Here is a 19326-nt window from a genome sequence, read left to right as displayed (position 1 = left end):
TTTTTAGTTAAGTTTTATAATAAGTCGGAGATTCCGACGGAAATACTATCTTAGAATTGTGATTAAATTATTTGACTTCCTGTCGTAAGGCAGGAAAAGCCAACGAGATAGCAATCCCCTACTTGCTTCTTGTTGTTTGTATTTCCCGAAATCCTCTCGCCAATTTCTCTTTTTGAACTCTTATCCAGAAAGACCTTTAAGAATAAAACCTTTTTAAAAGAACATTTCTAAGTACTTTTATTTTCTTATCGCATATTATGGAAGTTGAGATTAGAAATGCAAAGCCTCAAGAACATGCTGTTCTGGGAAAGATAATGGTAAATGTCTATTCTTCGCTGGAAGGATTTCCCAGACAGGAAGATCAACCCGATTATTACAAAATGCTTGCAAATATTGGCGAGCTAACTAAAAATCCCCATACAGAAATCTTTGTAGCGGTAGATCCTAAGGGAAAAGTTATGGGTGGCGTGGTGTATTTCAGCGATATGAAATATTACGGGTCAGGTGGCACAGCTACAAAAGAACTTCATGCTGCAGGTTTCAGGTAGCTGGCTGTAGACCGGGATTACCGCGGAAAGAAGATCGGCAGGCTGCTTACCCAAAGATGTATTGACCGTGCCCTGGAGGACGGGAGGGAGCAATTGATCATCCACAGCACAAAAGCCATGCAGACGGCCTGGGACATGTATGAACGAATGGGATTTGAGAGATCTAAGGATCTTGATTTCATGCAGGGCCGGCTCCCGGTATTCGGCTTTAGAATGAGGTTCAAAAAATAATATTTTTGAAAGAAAAGATGAATAAACCTCCTTACACCCGATATCCAAAATAGCTTCTGAAGCACTCCTTCTCAGGAAAATCGAACCTGAAGACCTGCAGCAGCTCCTTCCCATCTCCTTCTATGACGGTAAACGGGCTGCCACAGTAGCCGAAGCTGAAAAGATGCTGCAGCAGATTGAACAGGATTACCTCTGCGGGGAAAGTATTCATTGGGGAATTGAAGAAAAGAGTTCCGGAAAAACTTACCAGCACCTGTGGATTTTACCGGGGTTTTAAAAGTGCTTCAGGAGAACTGGGTTGTGTGCTTTTGGCGGAATACAGAGGCAAAGGCTACATGACAGAAGCTATGCGACTCGCAATAGATTTCGGCTTCAGGAGGATAGGGTTAAAACGGATCTTTGCCGTCACCTCAAAAGATAATTCGGCAGCAATAAGGCTCCTGGAAAGATTAAACTTCCGCAGCATTAAGGGCACTAAAGAAGAAGCTGAATATGAAATTCTTCCCCCTACTGAAAAACCCAGGAAATAAAAAAGGCTGCCCGAAGGCAGCCTTTTTCCTGATCGAAAAATTCTATTAATTCGAAACTTCGGTGGTGATAGCCTGAATGGTTTCGGTATTATCAACACCCAAACCTTCCTGCTGGTGCACCAGCACACCCTCTTCATCAAACACACTAATAATATTGGAGTGTGAAAAATCAATGGGAGAAATCTTTTTATAGCTCACTGCAAGTACGGTGGCAAATTCCCGGGTATCTTCGGGTGTTCCTCTAAGGAATAACCAATGGTCATCCTCCATGTCATTCTCAATAGAAAATTCTTTTAAGCGTTTTGGAGTATCGGTCTCAGGATCTATACTAACCATGATGAATTTTACATTGTCCAGATCACCTTCGGGCACCTGTTTTTCGATATTCCGCATATCTGCTACCAGGCGGGGGCAGGCGGCTTTACAGGAGGTGTAGATCATCACCATGACCAGCACGTTTCCCCTTAGATCCTCCAGCTGAATGTTCTCCCCATTCTGGGTGGTCCAGGTAGAGGGTAAGTTGTAAATAGAAAGCTCCGGGAGTTCCTTATTTTCGGCAGAAACCTTAGTTTCAGCCAGATCATTTTCAACTTCAGTTTCCTTCTTTTCAGCATTGTTACAGGCGGTAAAAAGAAAAGCTGCGAGTAATATGTAAATTAAATTTTTCATGGTCATAATTCTGATTTTTCAACATCCTGCACACAACGGAATCCGAGGTTTTTGACAGAATATTGGGCTTTCATGCTTCCGCGGAAGGCATAGCGCATAAAAGCAGCATAGTTCATAAGATCTGTAGCTCCCACCGCGGCAGCTCCACAGAACAGGTTATTGTCCCCGGTGCTGTCTTTCCTGGATTCTCCTCCTATCATCACCGAGTTAAAATCTGAAGTCCATTCCCACACCAATCCGTGAAGATCGTAAACGCCCCAATAATTCTTAAAGGTGTTTCCAATGGTCTTTTTGTAAGTGTCCGGAGTTTCATACCAGCTTAAAATAAACTGGTTGTATGTTTTCTCTGTGCGGGCATCAGGTTGTTTCTCGTTTGCCATGGCCACGTACTCCCACTCATCTACCGTAGGCAGTCTTTTGCCCTGGCATTCGCAGTAATTTTTAGCAGCATACCAGGAGACATTGGTTACAGGAGAATTTGGCAACATGCCTTCTCCCAGGCTAAGATCATCTTTCCAGTTGCGAAGGTAATTGTCATCGGCAAAGAGTTTCTTCACCTGAGATTTCCTCCAGCGGGGATTTGATTCCACGAATTGTTGAAATTCGGCATTGGTAACAGGATAGACATCCATTAAAAAATCACCCACCGGAACTTCTGTTTTGGTTCCGTAGAGGGGAATGAATTCCCCTCCCTTCACCTCTACCATTGAACCAGACTGGCTATAAGCCTGGCTCTGGATCATTACCGCGATGCATACTGCCAATCTGATTAAGGTTTTCATACTATAAAGATATTTATTTTACTTTTTTCACCATTTCCTGGGTAACTTCAGACTTGTTGTTGCCCCAGTTATTGTACACATAGGTAAGTACTGCAGCCACATCCTCGTCAGAAATGTTTTGTTTTGGCATAGCACTGTTATAGACGTTACCGTTTACCTGGATCTCTCCGGTCAAACCAAACTTCACTACTTCGATTGCACGGTGCACATCCTTATTCAGGTAATCTGAAGATGCTAGCGGAGGGAAGGCATTGGGAATTCCGGCGCCGGTTGCCTGGTGACAAGCTAAACAGTTTTGAGTATAAACCTGCTTACCTCTTTCCATTTTTTCAGCCATTGACATTTCAGCACTAAGACCACCTTCAGTAGCTTCTTCGGTCACACCGCTTACTGAAGTTCCGGGATTATAAACCTTCTCTTCGATCTTTCCGCCGAAGACCTTAGGATTTTCCTCTCCTTCAACTTTAAGAATCCCAAGGGCTCCTTTATTAAAGGCTCTAAAGATTGAGTGATCGACCAATACCAGGTTTCCGGGAACTTCAACTTTAAATTCCACTATGGCAGCACCACCGGCAGGAATAAGGGTTGTTTGTACGTTCTCATTGATCATTGCACCACCTTCAACATAAACTTTATCAAAGATCTCTCCAATGACGTGGAAGGAAGATACCAGGTTGGGACCACCGTTACCCACATACAATCTTACAGTTTCACCAACTTTAGCAGTAAGTGCATTATCTCCTGTAAGTCCGCCAACCTTTCCGTTGAACACTACATAGTCTGCATCTTCATTTACTGCTTTTTCCATACTGAAAGCCTGAAGACCTCTTTCTCCATTTTCACCTTCGGTATAAAAATCTCCCTGCATTACATAATATTCCTTGTCAACAGGAGGAAGGCCACCTTCGGGCTCCACAAGGATAAGACCGTACATCCCGTTTGCAATGTGCATTCCAACAGGTGCAGTAGCACAGTGATATACGTATAGACCGGGGTTCATGGTCTTAAAAGTAAAGACCGATTCATGACCTGGAGCTACAAAAGAAGACTCGGCTCCACCTCCGGGACCGGTCACTGCGTGAAGGTCAATGTTGTGAGGTAATTTTGAGTCGGGGTGGTTTTTAAAGTGGAATTCGATCTCATCTCCCACTCTGGTACGAATGAAACTTCCGGGAACTGTACCGTCAAAGGTCCAATACACGTAAGTTACGCCGTCGCTCATTTCCATCTCTTTTTCGATAACTTCCATGTTAACGATAAGCTTGGTGGCAGCTCTTTTCCCAACAGGTCTGGGCACGAAAGGAGGAGCGGTCATCTCTGCCTCGCTTTCACCATATACTTTCATTGATTCGGGATCTTCCTTTGCCGCTACCGCTTTTTCACAAGAGCTGAACAGCCCGGCAAAGAGGGCCGCGAAAAAGAAACCTACTATTAATCCTTTTTTGGTTTTTTTAGAATTTTTCATGATCAGATGTATTTGATTTTAATTTCAGATACAAATGTCCTAATTAAGTTCAGCCCGAGATATGAGCGTAATCATATATGCTGAATTTTTTTCAGGATGTTTTTGTCCCTAAACCTGATCGAAATCATATTTCCAAAAAATGAATGCCTTTAGATTTGCACCTAATTAAATAGGTATGAGCGTCATCTATTTACTCCTTACGATAAGCATTATTGTAGCGGTAGTCTTTTTCATTGTTTTCATCATAGCTGTTCGTAATGGTCAGTTTGATGATGACTACACTCCGTCTGTGCGTATTCTTTTTGAGGATGAGCTTGTAAAAGAGAAATCAACAAAACCCGTAAAAATTAAACAAGACAATTAAGTATGGAATTGCAACAGTTCTACTACGACAACAAAATCGTAAAAAACTTCCTCTACGCCACCCTGTTCTGGGGCGTCATTGGAATGTCAGTCGGGCTACTACTGGCTTTCTTATTTTTATTTCCAAACCTTACAGACGGGATTTCCTGGCTGAGTTTTGGACGCCTTCGTCCCCTGCATACCAATGCAGTAATTTTTGCCTTTGTAGGTAACGCCATCTTCGCAGGAGTCTATTACTCCACCCAGCGATTGCTAAAAGCGAGAATGTACAGCAACATCCTGAGCAAGATCAACTTTTGGGGTTGGCAGGCGATCATTGTAGGTGCCGCTATTACCCTACCCATGGGATTCACCAGCTCAAAAGAATATGCAGAGCTGGAATGGCCTTTTGACATTGCCATTGCTGTTGTTTGGGTGGTTTTTGGCTGGAACCTAATCGCTACAATTTTTAAAAGAAGACAACGACACCTGTATGTTGCCATCTGGTTTTACATTGCAACTTTTGTCACCGTTGCCGTACTTCACATTTTTAACAGCCTTGCAATTCCTGTAGGTTTGTTTAAAAGTTATTCGGTTTACGCAGGGGTGCAGGATGCACTTGTTCAATGGTGGTATGGTCACAATGCCGTGGCATTCTTCCTTACTACTCCTTTCCTTGGCCTTATGTATTATTTTGTTCCCAAGGCTGCGAACAGACCCGTGTATTCTTATAAATTATCCATCATCCACTTCTGGTCCTTAATATTTATATACATCTGGGCAGGACCACACCACCTCTTATATTCTTCTTTGCCCGACTGGGCACAGAACCTGGGGGTAGCATTTTCTGTAATGCTGTTAATGCCATCATGGGGTGGAATGATCAACGGATTGCTAACCCTACGCGGTGCCTGGGATAAAGTAAAAGCAGATCCTGTACTTAAATTTATGGTAGTAGCTATTACCGGATACGGAATGGCAACTTTTGAAGGCCCCATGCTGTCCCTCAAAAATGTGAATGCCATAGCACATTTTAGCGACTGGGTTATTGCACACGTTCACGTGGGCGCTCTTGCCTGGAACGGGTTCTTAACTTTTGGAATGGTGTACTGGCTTGTTCCCAGAATGTTCAAGACAAAATTATATTCTATCAAACTTGCAAACGCACATTTCTGGACAGGCACCTTAGGGATCATTCTTTATGCCCTGCCAATGTATGTTGCAGGATTTGTACAGGCCTCTATGTGGAAACAGTTTAACCCTGATGGAACGCTTGTCTATGGAAACTTCCTCGAAACAGTGACAGAGATCATGCCGATGTACTGGTTTAGAGCAATAGGCGGAAGCATGTACATCTGCGGAATGTTTATTCTCCTGTACAACGTTTATAAAACAATTAGAAGTGGTTCTGAAGTTACTGACGAACTGGCTGAAGCAGCACCACTTCAAAAGATCAGCAACAGAAGACTTGTGGGGGAAGGTTTCCACACCTGGCTGGAACGCAAACCGGTGCAGTTGACAATTCTTGCAACTATTGCCATCTTGATTGGAGGAATAATTCAAATCGTTCCTACCCTGCTGGTGAAATCAAATATCCCAACAATTACCAGCGTAAAGCCTTACACTCCGCTGGAATTGGAAGGAAGAGATATTTATATTAGAGAAAGCTGTGTCTCCTGTCACTCTCAAATGATTCGCCCTTTTAGAAGTGAGGTAGAACGTTATGGAGAATATTCCAAGGCTGGAGAATACGTCTACGATCACCCATTCCTGTGGGGAAGTAAACGTACCGGACCCGATCTCATGAGGATAGGCGGAAAATATTCAGACAACTGGCACTTTAACCATATGTATGACCCGCAAAGCACCTCTGCAGGATCTATAATGCCGGGATATAAATGGCTGATCACTGATAAACATGACCGATCTAACACCGAAGCAAAAATGGAAGCCATGGTTAAGTTAGGAGTACCCTATACCGAAGCCGAAATTGCGAATGCACAGGCATTGATGGAGGAGCAGGCTACCAAAATTCAGCAGAATCTCTACAACGATCCGGACTTTGTTGCTACTTATGAAGCAGACAAAAAGTATGCAGAAGAGAACGGACTTGACTTTGTGGAAATGAAAGACCGCGAGATCGTCGCTTTGATCGCTTACATCCAACGTTTGGGCACAGATATTAAAATGGTGAATTCAACAACCTCAAAATAATTATCATGCTAAAATTTATAAAAGGACATATGGAGACAATTGACGGGATCGAGGTTTATCCCATCATCTCCCTGCTCATTTTCTTCCTCTTTTTTGTAGCGCTTTTCTGGTGGGTCTTTACTGCCAAAAAAGATTACATACATACTGTAGAACAAATTCCATTAGAACAAGATAACGACCAAAACTCATGAGACACGCAATCCCGGCCTGGATAAGAATTCCTGTTTTCTTTTTGATCATCGCAGGAGCCCTTGAATTCCTAGTTGATTCTGGCGATAATTATGCTTTTGTAGAACACCCTTTGCTGGCTGTTGTCCTTCTGGTCTTCCTTCTGCTTTTGATCGCTGCGGAATTTATTCTTGATGCTTTTGAAAATATCATGTTTCAGGCACTTTCTCCCGAAGCTAAAGAGAAATACATGGCAGCCCAACAGGAGCGTATGAAGAAATATGACCTGAAGGAGCTTTACAGAAAAGCTATGGGAACCCGTCCGATTTCTGAAGAAAGAGACCTGGTGCTCGATCACAACTACGACGGAATAAAAGAACTGGATAACAAATTACCCCCTTGGTGGCTCTATTCCTTCTACGCCTCTATAATTTTCGCAGCAGGATATATGGCTTACTATCACATTTTTGACGGAGAGAACCAGGTGGCAGAATATGAAACTGAAATGCTGGCGGCAAAACTTGCAGTGGAGGAATACAAAAAGAATGCTCCAGATCTAGTTGATGCAGAGTCTGTAGTGCTGCTTACTGAAACAGGAGACATAGAAAAAGGAGCTGCTATTTATCAAACCAATTGTATGGCTTGCCATGCCGCTGACGGTGGTGGAGGTATAGGTCCCAACCTGGCAGACGAACACTGGATCCTTGGTGGCGGAATAAAAAATGTATTCCATACTATAAGTGAAGGAGGACGTGCAGGAAAAGGAATGATCGCTTGGAAATCCTCACTAAAGCCTACCGAAATCCAGCAGGTTGCAAGTTATGTTTTGAGCCTTCAGGGAACTACTCCTGCAAACCCCAAAGAAGCCGAAGGCGAAGTTTGGGCAGAAGAATAAACAGAAAAAAGAATTAAAAGCTTTGGATAAAGAAACAAACAACTTCAGGGACAGGATAGGCACCATGAATGCCGAAGGCAAAAGAGCCTGGGTCTATCCTAAAAAACCTGAGGGACGATTTTACAGATATCGTACTCAACTAACCTGGGTGCTGCTGGCTTTCCTTATCCTTTCCCCGTTTATTCACATTAACGGCAATCAATTCATGCTGTTCAATGTAATAGGAAGGGAGTTTTACATTTTTGCACAACCATTCTGGCCACAGGATTTTTATCTGGGCGTAACTGCAATGATCATCGGGGTGCTTTTCATCACCTTGTTCACCTCTGCCTTTGGAAGGATCTTTTGTGGGTGGATCTGTCCCCAGACCATTTTTATGGAGATGGTCTTCCGGAAGATCGAATACTGGATCGAAGGAGATCGGGGAGCCCAAATGCGCCTTGATAAGCAGGAATGGAATAATGAAAAGATCAGAAAAAAAGGTTTTAAATGGTTTCTGTTTTTCCTTATCTCCTTTGGTATTGCCAATGTATTTTTAGCCTACCTCGTGGGAAGCAAAAGATTACTGCAGTATGTTACACAAGGGCCGCTGGAGAATATTAGCACTTTCACAGCCCTGCTCATCTTTACCGGTGTCTTTTATTTCATTTTTTCCTGGTTTAGGGAACAGGTTTGTACCATTGCCTGCCCCTACGGAAGATTGCAGAGCGTACTGCTCGATAAAAAATCTGTGGTCGTCGCCTATGACAGGAAACGAGGAGAAAGAACTCAGGGACGGTCGAAGTTTAAAAAGAATGAAAATCGTGCGGCTTTGGGAAAAGGAGATTGTATCGACTGCTTCCAGTGTGTGAATGTTTGCCCTACCGGAATTGATATCAGGAATGGAACTCAGCTGGAATGTATCAACTGTACCGCCTGTATCGATGCCTGTGATGCCATGATGGAAAAAGTAGATCTTCCAAAAGGGCTCATCGGGTTCTATTCTGAAGAGAATATAGAGAAAGAGGAGAAATTCACTTTTAATCCTCGCATGAAAGGTTTTGCAGCTATTCTGCTTGTATTGGTGGGAATACTCTCCGGAATGTTATTTATAAGATCTGATGTGGAGGCCACTATTCTAAGGCTCCCCGGGCAGTTGTATGAAACCCGGGCTAATGACGTAATAAGCAACGTATATACATTTAAGCTCATCAATAAGACTACTGGAAGCTTCGAGGATGTTCATTTCAAATTACTGTCTCACAACGGTACAATAGAGTCGGTCACTCACGAAAATATTACAGTGCCCGAAAAAGGTCTGGCCGAGGGAACTCTCTTTATCGAAATTCCCAAGGCAGTCTTGAAAGACGAAAAAAGTTCGGTGGAAATCGGAATCTACAGCGGGAATAAATTGATTGAAACCACTACGACCAATTTCATGGGACCAAGAAGTTTCAGATAAAGATAAACTCTTAATAAGGGAAAAAAAATTGCTATGCTAGTGAAGGAAATAATTTCAGAATTACCCACCGCGACAAAGATCCTGGTTAGGAAATTCGAGCAGGAAGCCGGGTCGCATGTATTGGCCATCGGTCTTAATAAAGATGTTATCCTGAAAGAGCATAAGAGTGATATTCCGGCAAGGATCCTGGTGATTAAAGGAGCTGTTACTTATATAGCAGGAGAAAAAAGAACCCGGCTGGAACTATTTGATGAACATATCATTCCGGTGGGAGAATATCATGCGGTACAACCTCATGAAGACAGCATTTTTTTGGTAATTAAAAAGTAAGAATATGAAAATTTCCTGGGGAACAGCCATTGTAATGGCTATCGTGAGCTTTATTAGTTTCATCATGTTCTTTGTAATCACCATGAGCACAGATGAAGCATACAGCCATGATCTTGTAGTTGAAGAATACTATAAGACAGAGATAACATTTCAGGACCAACTGGATAAAACCCAGAATGCCACCCTGCTTTCAGAAAACATACAACTTGAAAAAACTTCAGAAGGGATGGTTATTACCTTTCCCGAAGAACTGGAGTTTTCTAAAATAAAAGGAAATGTGTTCCTATACCGGCCGTCAAACAAGCAACTGGACTTTGAGATTCCTCTTTCATTGTCCTCTAATCAATTGCTCGTACCTGATAAGAACTTGTTAGGCGGCCGCTGGAACATAATTATAGACTGGACCTACGGGGAAGAAGCTTATTATTTCAAAGAAGATATCAACTATTAAGTGCTCTATTCTGCTTTAATATTAGGAATATTAGGAAGTTTCCACTGTATTGGCATGTGTGGGCCTATTGCCTTTATGCTTCCGGTATCCCGGGATAATAAGGTGAAAAAATTCCTTCAGATCTTCCTCTATCACTTTGGCAGATTACTCTCCTACAGCCTCATTGGTCTTGCCTTTGGCTTACTGGGAAAAAGCCTGAATCTATTCGGACTTCAGCAACAGCTTTCAATAGGAATCGGTATCCTTATGATCACAGTGATCCTTGTACCTACAAAACAGTTCCAAAAATTCAATTTTTCACAACCTATATACCACCTCATTGGAAAGGTGAAATTTTCTCTCGGAGCAGCATTGAAGAAAAAAACTCCCGACACCTTCTTTACCATTGGCTTTCTCAACGGCTTTCTTCCCTGCGGACTGGTCTATATGGCCGTATTTGGATCTATAGCGGCGGGAGGTTTGCTTCAGGGTGGATTATATATGTTATTGTTTGGAATTGGCACTATTCCCTTAATGACCTCAGCAGTTTATTTCAGCAGTTTACTTAGCGGCAGGATGAGGAATAAGGTTCAAAAACTCATTCCTGCTTTTGTTGTGATTATAGGTCTTCTTTTTATAGTCAGAGGCCTGGGACTTGGCATTCCATATCTTTCACCTGCCGAAGTTACTCCCCAGGTAACAGCTTCAGCTTCCTGTCACTAAATCTTAAAAATTTGTTATCGTCATTTCTTTTAAGGTAGGATGACTTTCACAAATTGGACATTTTTATCCAGTTTTTTGCACCTAAAGTTTAAAATTTAGGCAAAGTTCTCTTAAAGCCTTGCTTTCATTAGTTTTCTTTTGGAACTTTTTTTAAGAAAAGGATAAAAAAGTATGAGCAGGATCATCTTTTTGGGCAGCTTCCAGAGCAGAAAAATCTTAAAATGCTTATTTTAAAAGGCTTACCCTAACTGTGAAAGAGAACTTAAAAAAATATTATGCACCGCTAATAAACTGCCCGAAAGCTGACCCGCGTCATACTATACCCTCGATTTCTGTCCCATCTTTGTATCATAATTAAAAACAAAAATCATGAACACAAAAAAGAACCTTTGGTTAGTAATTGGAAGCTTTCTGGTAATGGTATTTTCTGCCAATACAATATTTGCACAAACATATAATGTAAATAATGCAGCTTCCAGTTTAAAAGTAGAAGGAACTTCAAACGTCCACGACTGGGAGATCACTGCCAAAGATCTTCAGGGATCAATGAAGGTCCAGATGGAAGACGGGCAATTGGTGCAGATCGATGACATTAAGTTTACAGTGGTTGCCGAAAGTTTGAAGAGTGGAAAAGGAGGAATGGACAAAAACACTTACAAAGCTCTTAACACAGATAAGCACAAAACCATCACTTATCAGCTTCAAAAAGTTAACAACCTGGACTGCACCTCAAAAAGCAGCTGTAAAGTTACAACTACCGGAGCCCTTACTATTGCAGGAACTAAGAAAAATGTGGAAATAGTTTTTGATGCTAAAGTAAGCGGAGACAAAGTAGTTCTTAGCGGCAACAAGAAGATCAAAATGACCGAATTCAAAGTAGATCCTCCAACAGCAATGTTTGGAACCATTACTACAGGAGATGACTTAGATATCAAATTTCAGGTAACATTCAATAAATAATCTTTAAAATCAAACAATTTAATAATTATCAACTATCACCATTATTTCTATCAAAATGAAAAACTTAATTAAATTTTCCGGTATTGCTTTAATGATGGCCTTAGGCTTTCAGGCACAAGCACAAGATGTAGACGTCTTAGTCGTAGAAGAGGAAGGAAATAAAACCCTTTTGGACAGAAGTCTTCCCAATTTCCAGTATCCTGATCAACGCGGTGTAAATGTTTTTGAACCAAAAAAAGACATTACATTAGGCGAATTTGAAGGAGTGCAGGTAAGAGTAGGTGGTGCATCTACAATCCAGTTCCAGGGATTAAGCCAGGAATCTGAAGGACCAGTTGAACTGGTTGATCTTGGAAGCAACTTTAACCTTGCAACTGCCAACCTTGATCTTGACGTTCTTTTAGCACCAGGATTAAGAATGCACTTGAGAACTTACCTTTCTTCTCAACACCACCCTGAAGCTTACGTAAAAGGTGGGTATATCCAGATCGACGGTCTTGACTTCATCAGTGAAGGATTAGCTTCAGGTCTTATGGAGCACCTAAGGATCAAAATTGGTCACATGGAAAACAACTATGGTGACGGTCACTTCAGAAGATCTGACAACGCAGAGGCTATCCACAACCCATTTGTTGGAAACTATGTAATGGATGCTTTCACTACAGAAGTTGGTGCTGAAGTTTATTACTTCAACGGACCATGGTTAGGAATGGTTGGATTCACTAACGGTAAATTGAACCAAAATGTTACAGATAAAAATTCTACCAGCCCATCTTGGTTAGCTAAAATTGGATATGACGACCAAATTTCTGAAAACTTCAGATTTAGATTAACAGGATCTGTACTTCATGCTCCACACAACTATGGAAGAGGTGTATATCTTTACAGTGGTGACCGTGCAGGATCTCGTTACTACTCTGTTCTTAGCGACGTAGACGGTGGTGGAGATGGATTTAGAGGAGGTATGTTAGTTCCAGATATCAACAACGACATGACTGCCTTCCAAATCAACCCATTCTTTAAACTTGGAGGCCTTGAATTCTTCGGAATCATCGAAAATGTAACTGGTAGAAAAAAGAATGAAGCAAACTCTGAAACCAGATCTTACAACCAATACTCAGGTGAACTTCTTTACAGATTTGGAGCTGATGAAGACTTCTACATCGGAGGACGTTACAACACCGCAGGTGGTGAGGATATCAACGGTAATGATCTTGATGTTGACAGATTCCAACTTGGAGCAGGCTGGTTCTTAACCAAAAACGTTCTTGCAAAAGTTGAATACGTGAACCAGGACTACAGTGGATACCCTACAACTGACATCCACAATGAAGGAAACTTCAACGGATTTATGATCGAAGCAACAATTGGCTTCTAATCTCAAGAGATTCGTTTGAACTAGCCCGAAAATGGGGGAACTAAAATTCCCCCATTTTTTTTTAACTTTAGACAAAATGAAAAAAATTGCGTTTGTTTTATTAGTGCTTTTCCATAGTGCGATGATTCACGCACAGGATTTTCAAAATATAAAAGCTACTGTCTTACCATCGAGTCAACTTACCATCATTGGAGATTCCAACATTGCTGCTTTTCAATGCGAATTTGATAACTCCTATCTGGAAGGAGCACAAATTGTAAAGTACAGGAAAACAGGGAATACAATTAACTTTAATGGGGCCGTTCTCTCCCTTAATAACCGGGGGTTCGACTGTGGCAGCAAAGGCATCAACCGGGATTTCCATGACCTCTTAAGATCTGACGAGTACCCGAAAATAAGACTGGAGGTAAATAAAATTGACCTCTCTTCTCCTACCCTGGGTTCCGCTCATGTGATCATCACCATAGCAGGCAAACACAGGACCTACAACGTACCGGTAAAGATCAAAACCGGGACTATCGCAGAATTTAAGGGAAAACTTGAAGTAAACATCAAGAATTACGACCTGGAGCCTCCTAAAAAGCTCTTTGGAATGATCGTAGTAAAAGATAATATCGAAATTGAATTTGATCTCCACGTAAAAAAATAATTTCTATGGATATAGTTTCGGCTGCAGAAGCGGTCTCACATGTAAAGTCCGGAGACCGGGTATTTTTCCAGGGTGCTGCAATGACCCCTAAAATTCTAATCGAAGCCCTGGTAGACAGGTATACTGAACTGGAAAAGGTAGAGATATTTCAAATTCACACAGAGGGTCCTGCCCGATATACTCATGAACCTTACCGCAAATCGTTTTATGTAAACAGCTGTTTCGCGGCGGGTAATGTAAGAGATACCATAAATTCTGAATATGGAGCCTACATTCCCATTTTTCTTAGCGAGATCCATTTATTGTTCCGTAAGAATATTTTACCACTAGATGTAGCCTTTATCCAGGTTTCCCCTCCAGATAAACATGGGTATTGCTCTCTTGGAGTATCTGTCGATATAACTTTACCTGCAATTCAAACTGCCAGGAAAGTCATTGCGCAAATCAATCCCCGGGTACCCCGAACACACGGAGATGGAATCATCCACATGAGCAGGATCTTTGCCGCCATTGAAGTAGATACACCCATTCATTCTCATGATCCCGAAGCTCCTTCAGAGATCGAAAAGCAGATTGGAAAGCATGTAGCCGAACTTATTGAAGATGGCGCCACTCTTCAAATGGGCATCGGCGGAATCCCGAATGTGGTATTGAACAATCTAATGAACCACAAACGTCTGGGAATTCATACCGAAATGTTTTCTGACGGAATTTTGCCACTCATTGAAAAAGGAATTATTACCGGGGAAGAGAAAGAAGTAAAGACCGGAAAGATCGTTACCTGCTTCGCCCTGGGGTCACAAAAGTTGTATGATTTTATTGATGACAATCCTGTGGTGCATTTCAAAGAAGCTGCTTACACCAATGACACCGCAGTCATTAGAAAAAATCCGAAAGTTACTGCCATCAACAGCGCCATAGAGATCGACCTCACAGGCCAGGTTTGTGCAGATACGATCGGGAATTATCAGTATTCAGGTGTAGGGGGGCAAATGGATTTTATTCGCGGCGCTTCTCTTTCTGAAGGCGGAAAAGCCATAATAGCCATGCCTTCAGTCACAAATAAAGGGCTTTCAAAGATTGTCCCTTACCTCAGGGAAGGTGCAGGTGTAACCACCACGCGTGCCCATGTGCATTATATCGCTACTGAATATGGAGTGGTAAATCTCTACGGAAAGAACCTGAAACAAAGAGCTAAGGCACTTATCTCCATAGCACATCCTGATCACCGGGAGATGCTGGAAAAAGAAGCTCACACCCGAATGAACAAAACCAGATAGCTCTTCCTAATACTTCGCAATTCTGCCATTTTTGACTACCTTTAAACTGCATAAAATTTCAAGTTATGAAAAGTAGTTTTAGCGAAATCATCAATGATGAAAAACCTGTTTTGGTAGATTTCTTTGCCGATTGGTGTGGCCCATGCAAAATGCTCGCTCCAATTTTAAAAGATGCAAAAGCCGAACTTGGGGATAAGGTGAAGATCGTCAAGATCGATGTGGATAAAAATCAACCTTTGGCAGAAAAATACCAGGTGCGTGGTGTTCCCACGCTCATACTTTTCAAGAAAGGCCAACAGCTGTGGAGGCAATCCGGAGTACTTCAAAAACATGAACTGGTTCAACTCGTAAAATCACACCAGTAATTCATGATAGATGAGAACCTGTTGCTCAACCATGGAGCCAAAAGAGTAGCCTATTCTAAAGGAGACCAACTCTTTCGTGAAGGAGAATCGGCGGTTAATTTTTACCAGGTAGCTTCGGGAGAGATCAAAATGAACAATTATAACGAGGACGGAAAAGAGTTCATCCAGGGAATTTTTTCTATAGGACAGAGTTTTGGAGAACCTCCCCTGCTCGCCCGGGTAAAATATCCGGCAAATGCTGAAGCGATCTCAGATGCCGAGGTTTTTCAGCTGTCAAAAGAGCAATTTTTAGACCTGCTCTCCTCCAATCCAAAAGTCCATCTTAAGATAACCGAAACCCTTGCCAAACGGCTGTATTACAAAGCCATTATGGTTTCCGAAATTTCCAGCCAGGAACCCGAACACCGAATTCTGCGCATTATCGATTATCTCAAGCAACATGTGGGAAAAGTAGAAGAGAAATACGGTTACCGTCTGGATCTCACCCGCCAGCAACTTGCCGATCTTACCGGCCTTCGGGTAGAAACAGTGATTCGCGCCACTAAATCTCTCGAGAAAAAAGGCGAATTGCAGATCAAGAAGAGAAAAGTTTACCGCTAAAATCTCATTTTAAGCAGGTTATGATTTTCATCATGGATAGAAATGTCCGCTTTTATGACTCAAATCATATGATGCCCCTGCTCATACCTTTAATTTTACATTATAATAAAAAAACAGGTATGAGACTTTACAACACACTTTACAAAGATTTTGAGGGACTTTATGTGGGATATTCTGCAGTAGCAGTTATTCTAACAGCATGTTTGGGAGCTGCGGCCGCGATGGTGATCCTTATGAATGGTCATGATTTCATTCAAATGGCACAACTTTTTATTGTTCTTGTGGGTGCTATGGCTTACCTGGTTTCAGTTTTATCTCAAATGAAAGCAAAATTCGTTTTTAATGCTTTAATTTTAAGCCTTGCACTAAGCAGTATTCTGCTTCTCATCAATGTTTGGATGCGATATTAAAAATAGAATCCTTAATGAAAAATGATATTCAGAACCGGGAGGATGTTTTTCTCCTGGTTTCTTCTTTTTATACGAAGGTAAGAACCAACAAAAAGATTGGTCACTTCTTTAATGAAACTGTTAAGGACTGGCCTTCCCATCTGGAAAAACTGACAGATTTCTGGGAAACCAATCTATTTATGGTCAGTAAATTCAGAGGTAATCCTATGCGCGCGCATAAGGAGGTTGATGAGAATTTCGACCATAGTATAGAGCAAAAGCATTTTGGGGAGTGGCTTACCATGTGGTATCAGACTATAGATGAACTCTTTGAAGGCGAACGCGCGAACATTGCAAAGAACAGAGCAAGAAACATGGCCCATAACCTGTTCATGAATATGTATATGAGCCGGGAAAATAAATAGGTGATGACCAGTAGGTAGTCTTCAGTTAATGCTCAGTGCTCAGTGCTCAGTGTTCAGAAATTATTTTCTAAGTTCTGTTTTCTCCATATAGAAGGGCAATCAAGTCAAAATTACCTTCACTAATCCAAGCTATCTTGTGAATTGCCACGGCCTACAGGCCTTGGTCAGTGATCAACATGAGAAAGGGCTTTAGCCCAAATTCCGCAGCTCCCAAAGAATATTCGTGAATTCGAGGCAGAGAAATTCTCCCCCACCCAATTTTAAATTTTGAATCGTAAATCCTGAATCAAATTGTCATTGAAAACAACTGGGTCTCCGGCTTGCTCCTTTGCAGCAGGACATCAAATGCCATACAAATATTTCTCACAAACGGCCTCCCGCTCTCATTCACGATCAATTCTTCTTTGCCGAACTCAAGCAGGCCATCGGCTTCCATTTCCTTCAGGTTCATTAGCACTTCCGGAAGCTCCGCAAATTTCATTCGATCGTCTTTCCAGGAGGTTTCCAGGTTACACATAATATTGAGAATGTGTCTGCGCACCGTCTCATCTTCATCGGTCAATATATGTCCTCTATATAATGGCAGCTCTCCCTTTTCAAGCATCTCATAATATTCTTCAATGGTCTTCACATTCTGGGCAAATCCTGTCCAGCTATCACTTATGGCCGATACTCCCAAACCTATCATTACTTTGGTCTTTGAAGAGGTGTAGCCCATAAAATTGCGATGTAGCTTTTTATTTTCCATGGATTTGTACAGGGTGTCGCTTTTTAATGCAAAATGGTCCATGCCTATTTCCACGTAGCCGGCATCGGCAAGCATTTGCTTTCCAATCTCATACATTTCCCGCTTTACATCGGCCGTTGGAAGATCTTCTTCTTTAAATCCGCGTTGCCCGTTTCCTTTGATCCAGGGCACATGTGCATAGCTATAGAAGGCGATCCTGTCCGGCATTAATTCTTTGGTCTTTTCAATGGTAGCCTTGATATGTTCAACCGTTTGAAAAGGCAGGCCAAAAATAAGATCATGACCTACAGAAGTATATCCGATTTCCCTGGCACCATCTGTAGCATTTTTCACATTCACGAATGGCTGAAAGCGGTGAATTGCCCGCTGCACTTCAAAATTATAATCCTGCACCCCATAGCTCACCCGGCGAAATCCAAGATCATAAAGCAACTGCAGGTGTTCCTGTTTGGTATTATTGGGATGTCCTTCAAAACTGAAATCGGTTTCCTCTGCTCTGTCAGCCTTTTCAAAGAGTCCGTCGAGCAGGATTCTCAAATTAGCAGGAGAGAAAAAAGTCGGGGTTCCGCCGCCAAGATGTATTTCTTTGATCACCGGACGTTTCTCCAGCATTTTCACGTACATGTCCCATTCCTCAAGCACTGCGGCAATATATGGTGACTCAACTTCATGCCGTTTAGTAATGCGTTTGTTACAGCCGCAAAATGTACAAAGGCTCTCACAAAAAGGCAGGTGAATGTACAGACTTATCCCTTCCTCAGTGTTGCTTTCCAAAAAGGATTTTTTCAGGCTCTCTTTATATCTTTCAACCGTAAATGCTGCTTCGTTCCAGTAGGGCACAGTGGGGTAACTGGTATACCTTGGCCCCGGGACATTATATTTCTGTATCAAATTGCTCATACCTCTCTCATTTAAAATACAAAAATACCGGGCTAGCTCAAACTATAATATGACCTTAATCAGGTCAAAATTATCCGAGATTATTTCTCTGGAAGGTTCTTTTCGGTAAGGTATTTCCAGTAGCGCTTTGGCAGGTGCTGCACATGGAGCTTTTCATTGGCCCTGCTTTTAATGTTGGTACTGCTAAAGTACTGGTTCCACAGCTTCTGAAAAGAGATTTCTGAAGTATGAAAATAGGCTTCGGGAGCACCAGAAATACCAATAGCAGGATCAAGATCCATGGTAATGAAATTCACATTCTGAAGGTCATAAGCCAGCCCGAAATTTCTTTTCAGATCATAAATGATCCATTTTTGATCTGCATACCTACTCCTAAAATGATTTTTTATTAGCGGCAGCACATTAAAATCGGGTTCTATGGCAGCAAAATAAATGGCATCGCGGGTAAGCCTGAAACGCACAAAGGCTTCCATCCTGTGCTTCTCCCTCCCTACCTTTTTTGCTGCCTGTGCGACCTTCAACACCGAGGGATGAGAAAAATCCCTGTCTACAGGGGCATCTTCAGCAATGATATATCTAATCATTGCCAGCAGCTGCTTTTCAATACCATCGATCTCGCTTAAGAATGCATATTTCACATCCCTTAGGCCGGCAGCAGAAGTTTTCTTCTTCAAAGAACTCCATACTCTTTTTGCTTTTTCTGGATCTGTAATGATCTCTCGGGCCTCACTGAAAAGCTCCTGCATATTTTTTCCCGGCGGAAGAATTTCTGCCACCTTCAGCTTTTCTTCATAAGTGGCGAAAACGCAGCTAAGAAAACCTTCCAGACTGCCGTCGTATGATAAAACCACCTGCTGTTCCATA

General features: G+C 42.0%; 25 protein-coding genes. 19 read left to right on the top strand and 6 right to left on the bottom strand.

The annotated features are described in order from the left end of the window. The first annotated feature begins 257 nt into the window (after positions 1 to 257). On the top strand, positions 258 to 548 hold the full coding sequence (locus CRO16_RS16310) for a hypothetical protein (protein WP_245858889.1): 291 nt from the start codon (positions 258 to 260) through the stop codon (positions 546 to 548). After that, positions 549 to 779, top strand: a complete 231-nt coding sequence (locus CRO16_RS16305; protein WP_262507443.1) for a GNAT family N-acetyltransferase — start codon at positions 549 to 551, stop codon at positions 777 to 779. It abuts the gene before it with no gap. 31 nt (positions 780 to 810) lie between these two features. Here the strand turns inward: CRO16_RS16305 and CRO16_RS16255 are convergent, their stop codons facing one another. Then, positions 811 to 990 (bottom strand): hypothetical protein, encoded by a 180-nt coding sequence (locus CRO16_RS16255; protein WP_218839725.1) that lies wholly within the window; start codon positions 988 to 990, stop codon positions 811 to 813. A gap of 7 nt (positions 991 to 997) precedes the next feature. Between CRO16_RS16255 and CRO16_RS16250 the strand changes: the two genes are divergently transcribed. Beyond that, positions 998 to 1309: a GNAT family N-acetyltransferase gene (locus tag CRO16_RS16250; RefSeq protein WP_218839724.1), complete on the top strand. Its 312-nt coding sequence runs from the start codon at positions 998 to 1000 to the stop codon at positions 1307 to 1309. Positions 1310 to 1354: 45 nt separating this feature from the next. On the opposite strand, the gene CRO16_RS06495 is transcribed toward CRO16_RS16250, so the two are convergent. From CRO16_RS06495 to nirK, 3 genes are read right to left on the bottom strand one after another with little or no spacing between them, the layout of a single operon-like run. Beyond that, the gene (locus CRO16_RS06495; RefSeq protein ID WP_097055481.1) at positions 1355 to 1978 is read right to left on the bottom strand and encodes an SCO family protein; all 624 of its coding nucleotides are present in this window, start codon (positions 1976 to 1978) and stop codon (positions 1355 to 1357) included. A 2-nt stretch (positions 1979 to 1980) separates the two neighbouring features. Continuing rightward, positions 1981 to 2760: a formylglycine-generating enzyme family protein gene (locus CRO16_RS06490; protein ID WP_179670495.1), complete on the bottom strand. Its 780-nt coding sequence runs from the start codon at positions 2758 to 2760 to the stop codon at positions 1981 to 1983. A gap of 13 nt (positions 2761 to 2773) precedes the next feature. Next, positions 2774 to 4225 (bottom strand): copper-containing nitrite reductase, encoded by a 1452-nt coding sequence (nirK, locus tag CRO16_RS06485; protein ID WP_097055480.1) that lies wholly within the window; start codon positions 4223 to 4225, stop codon positions 2774 to 2776. Positions 4226 to 4400: 175 nt separating this feature from the next. Here nirK and ccoS point away from each other — a divergent pair, with 175 nt between their 5' ends. From ccoS to CRO16_RS06405, 16 genes are all read left to right on the top strand, one after another. Further along, entirely contained in the window at positions 4401 to 4589 is a 189-nt protein-coding gene (ccoS, locus tag CRO16_RS06480; RefSeq protein ID WP_097055479.1) for a cbb3-type cytochrome oxidase assembly protein CcoS, read from the top strand. A gap of 2 nt (positions 4590 to 4591) precedes the next feature. After that, positions 4592 to 6781, top strand: coding sequence for a cytochrome-c oxidase, cbb3-type subunit I (gene ccoN / locus CRO16_RS06475; RefSeq protein WP_097055478.1), 2190 nt, complete (start codon positions 4592 to 4594; stop codon positions 6779 to 6781). Between the two features lie 5 nt (positions 6782 to 6786). Further along, the gene (locus CRO16_RS06470) at positions 6787 to 6972 is read left to right on the top strand and encodes a CcoQ/FixQ family Cbb3-type cytochrome c oxidase assembly chaperone (RefSeq protein WP_097055477.1); all 186 of its coding nucleotides are present in this window, start codon (positions 6787 to 6789) and stop codon (positions 6970 to 6972) included. After that, positions 6969 to 7844: a cbb3-type cytochrome c oxidase N-terminal domain-containing protein gene (locus tag CRO16_RS06465; RefSeq protein WP_097055476.1), complete on the top strand. Its 876-nt coding sequence runs from the start codon at positions 6969 to 6971 to the stop codon at positions 7842 to 7844. The genes CRO16_RS06470 and CRO16_RS06465 overlap by 4 nt, the downstream gene beginning before the upstream one ends. Positions 7845 to 7908: 64 nt before the next feature. Next, complete coding sequence (gene ccoG / locus CRO16_RS06460; RefSeq protein ID WP_097055812.1) at positions 7909 to 9285, top strand: cytochrome c oxidase accessory protein CcoG; 1377 nt, start codon at positions 7909 to 7911, stop codon at positions 9283 to 9285. Positions 9286 to 9318: 33 nt separating this feature from the next. After that, the gene (locus CRO16_RS06455) at positions 9319 to 9615 is read left to right on the top strand and encodes a cupin domain-containing protein (RefSeq protein ID WP_097055475.1); all 297 of its coding nucleotides are present in this window, start codon (positions 9319 to 9321) and stop codon (positions 9613 to 9615) included. A gap of 4 nt (positions 9616 to 9619) precedes the next feature. Then, the gene (locus CRO16_RS06450; RefSeq protein WP_097055474.1) at positions 9620 to 10066 is read left to right on the top strand and encodes a FixH family protein; all 447 of its coding nucleotides are present in this window, start codon (positions 9620 to 9622) and stop codon (positions 10064 to 10066) included. Continuing rightward, complete coding sequence (locus CRO16_RS06445; RefSeq protein WP_097055473.1) at positions 10067 to 10768, top strand: sulfite exporter TauE/SafE family protein; 702 nt, start codon at positions 10067 to 10069, stop codon at positions 10766 to 10768. A 369-nt stretch (positions 10769 to 11137) separates the two neighbouring features. Then, on the top strand, positions 11138 to 11728 hold the full coding sequence (locus CRO16_RS06440) for a YceI family protein (protein ID WP_097055472.1): 591 nt from the start codon (positions 11138 to 11140) through the stop codon (positions 11726 to 11728). Positions 11729 to 11822: 94 nt separating this feature from the next. Beyond that, positions 11823 to 13106: a hypothetical protein gene (locus CRO16_RS06435; RefSeq protein WP_245858884.1), complete on the top strand. Its 1284-nt coding sequence runs from the start codon at positions 11823 to 11825 to the stop codon at positions 13104 to 13106. A gap of 76 nt (positions 13107 to 13182) precedes the next feature. Further along, the gene (locus CRO16_RS06430; protein ID WP_179670494.1) at positions 13183 to 13755 is read left to right on the top strand and encodes a YceI family protein; all 573 of its coding nucleotides are present in this window, start codon (positions 13183 to 13185) and stop codon (positions 13753 to 13755) included. A 5-nt stretch (positions 13756 to 13760) separates the two neighbouring features. Further along, entirely contained in the window at positions 13761 to 15035 is a 1275-nt protein-coding gene (locus CRO16_RS06425; protein WP_097055469.1) for an acetyl-CoA hydrolase/transferase family protein, read from the top strand. Positions 15036 to 15100: 65 nt separating this feature from the next. Further along, the gene (gene trxA / locus CRO16_RS06420) at positions 15101 to 15400 is read left to right on the top strand and encodes a thioredoxin (RefSeq protein WP_097055468.1); all 300 of its coding nucleotides are present in this window, start codon (positions 15101 to 15103) and stop codon (positions 15398 to 15400) included. 3 nt (positions 15401 to 15403) lie between these two features. Further along, the gene (locus CRO16_RS06415; RefSeq protein WP_097055467.1) at positions 15404 to 16000 is read left to right on the top strand and encodes a Crp/Fnr family transcriptional regulator; all 597 of its coding nucleotides are present in this window, start codon (positions 15404 to 15406) and stop codon (positions 15998 to 16000) included. A 119-nt stretch (positions 16001 to 16119) separates the two neighbouring features. Further along, complete coding sequence (locus CRO16_RS06410; RefSeq protein ID WP_097055811.1) at positions 16120 to 16410, top strand: hypothetical protein; 291 nt, start codon at positions 16120 to 16122, stop codon at positions 16408 to 16410. A 14-nt stretch (positions 16411 to 16424) separates the two neighbouring features. After that, positions 16425 to 16814 (top strand): group III truncated hemoglobin, encoded by a 390-nt coding sequence (locus CRO16_RS06405; RefSeq protein WP_097055810.1) that lies wholly within the window; start codon positions 16425 to 16427, stop codon positions 16812 to 16814. Between the two features lie 286 nt (positions 16815 to 17100). Here the strand turns inward: CRO16_RS06405 and hemN are convergent, their stop codons facing one another. Next, a complete protein-coding gene (hemN, locus tag CRO16_RS06400) occupies positions 17101 to 18462 on the bottom strand; it encodes an oxygen-independent coproporphyrinogen III oxidase (RefSeq protein ID WP_097055466.1) in 1362 nt (453 codons plus the stop codon). 80 nt (positions 18463 to 18542) lie between these two features. Next, positions 18543 to 19325, bottom strand: coding sequence for a TIGR03915 family putative DNA repair protein (locus CRO16_RS06395; protein WP_097055465.1), 783 nt, complete (start codon positions 19323 to 19325; stop codon positions 18543 to 18545). Position 19326 lies beyond the last annotated feature (1 nt).

The sequence above is a fragment of the Salinimicrobium sediminis genome, assembly GCF_900215295.1.
Lineage (GTDB): Bacteria > Bacteroidota > Bacteroidia > Flavobacteriales > Flavobacteriaceae > Salinimicrobium > Salinimicrobium sediminis.
This window is presented reverse-complemented; position numbering and strand designations above follow the sequence as displayed.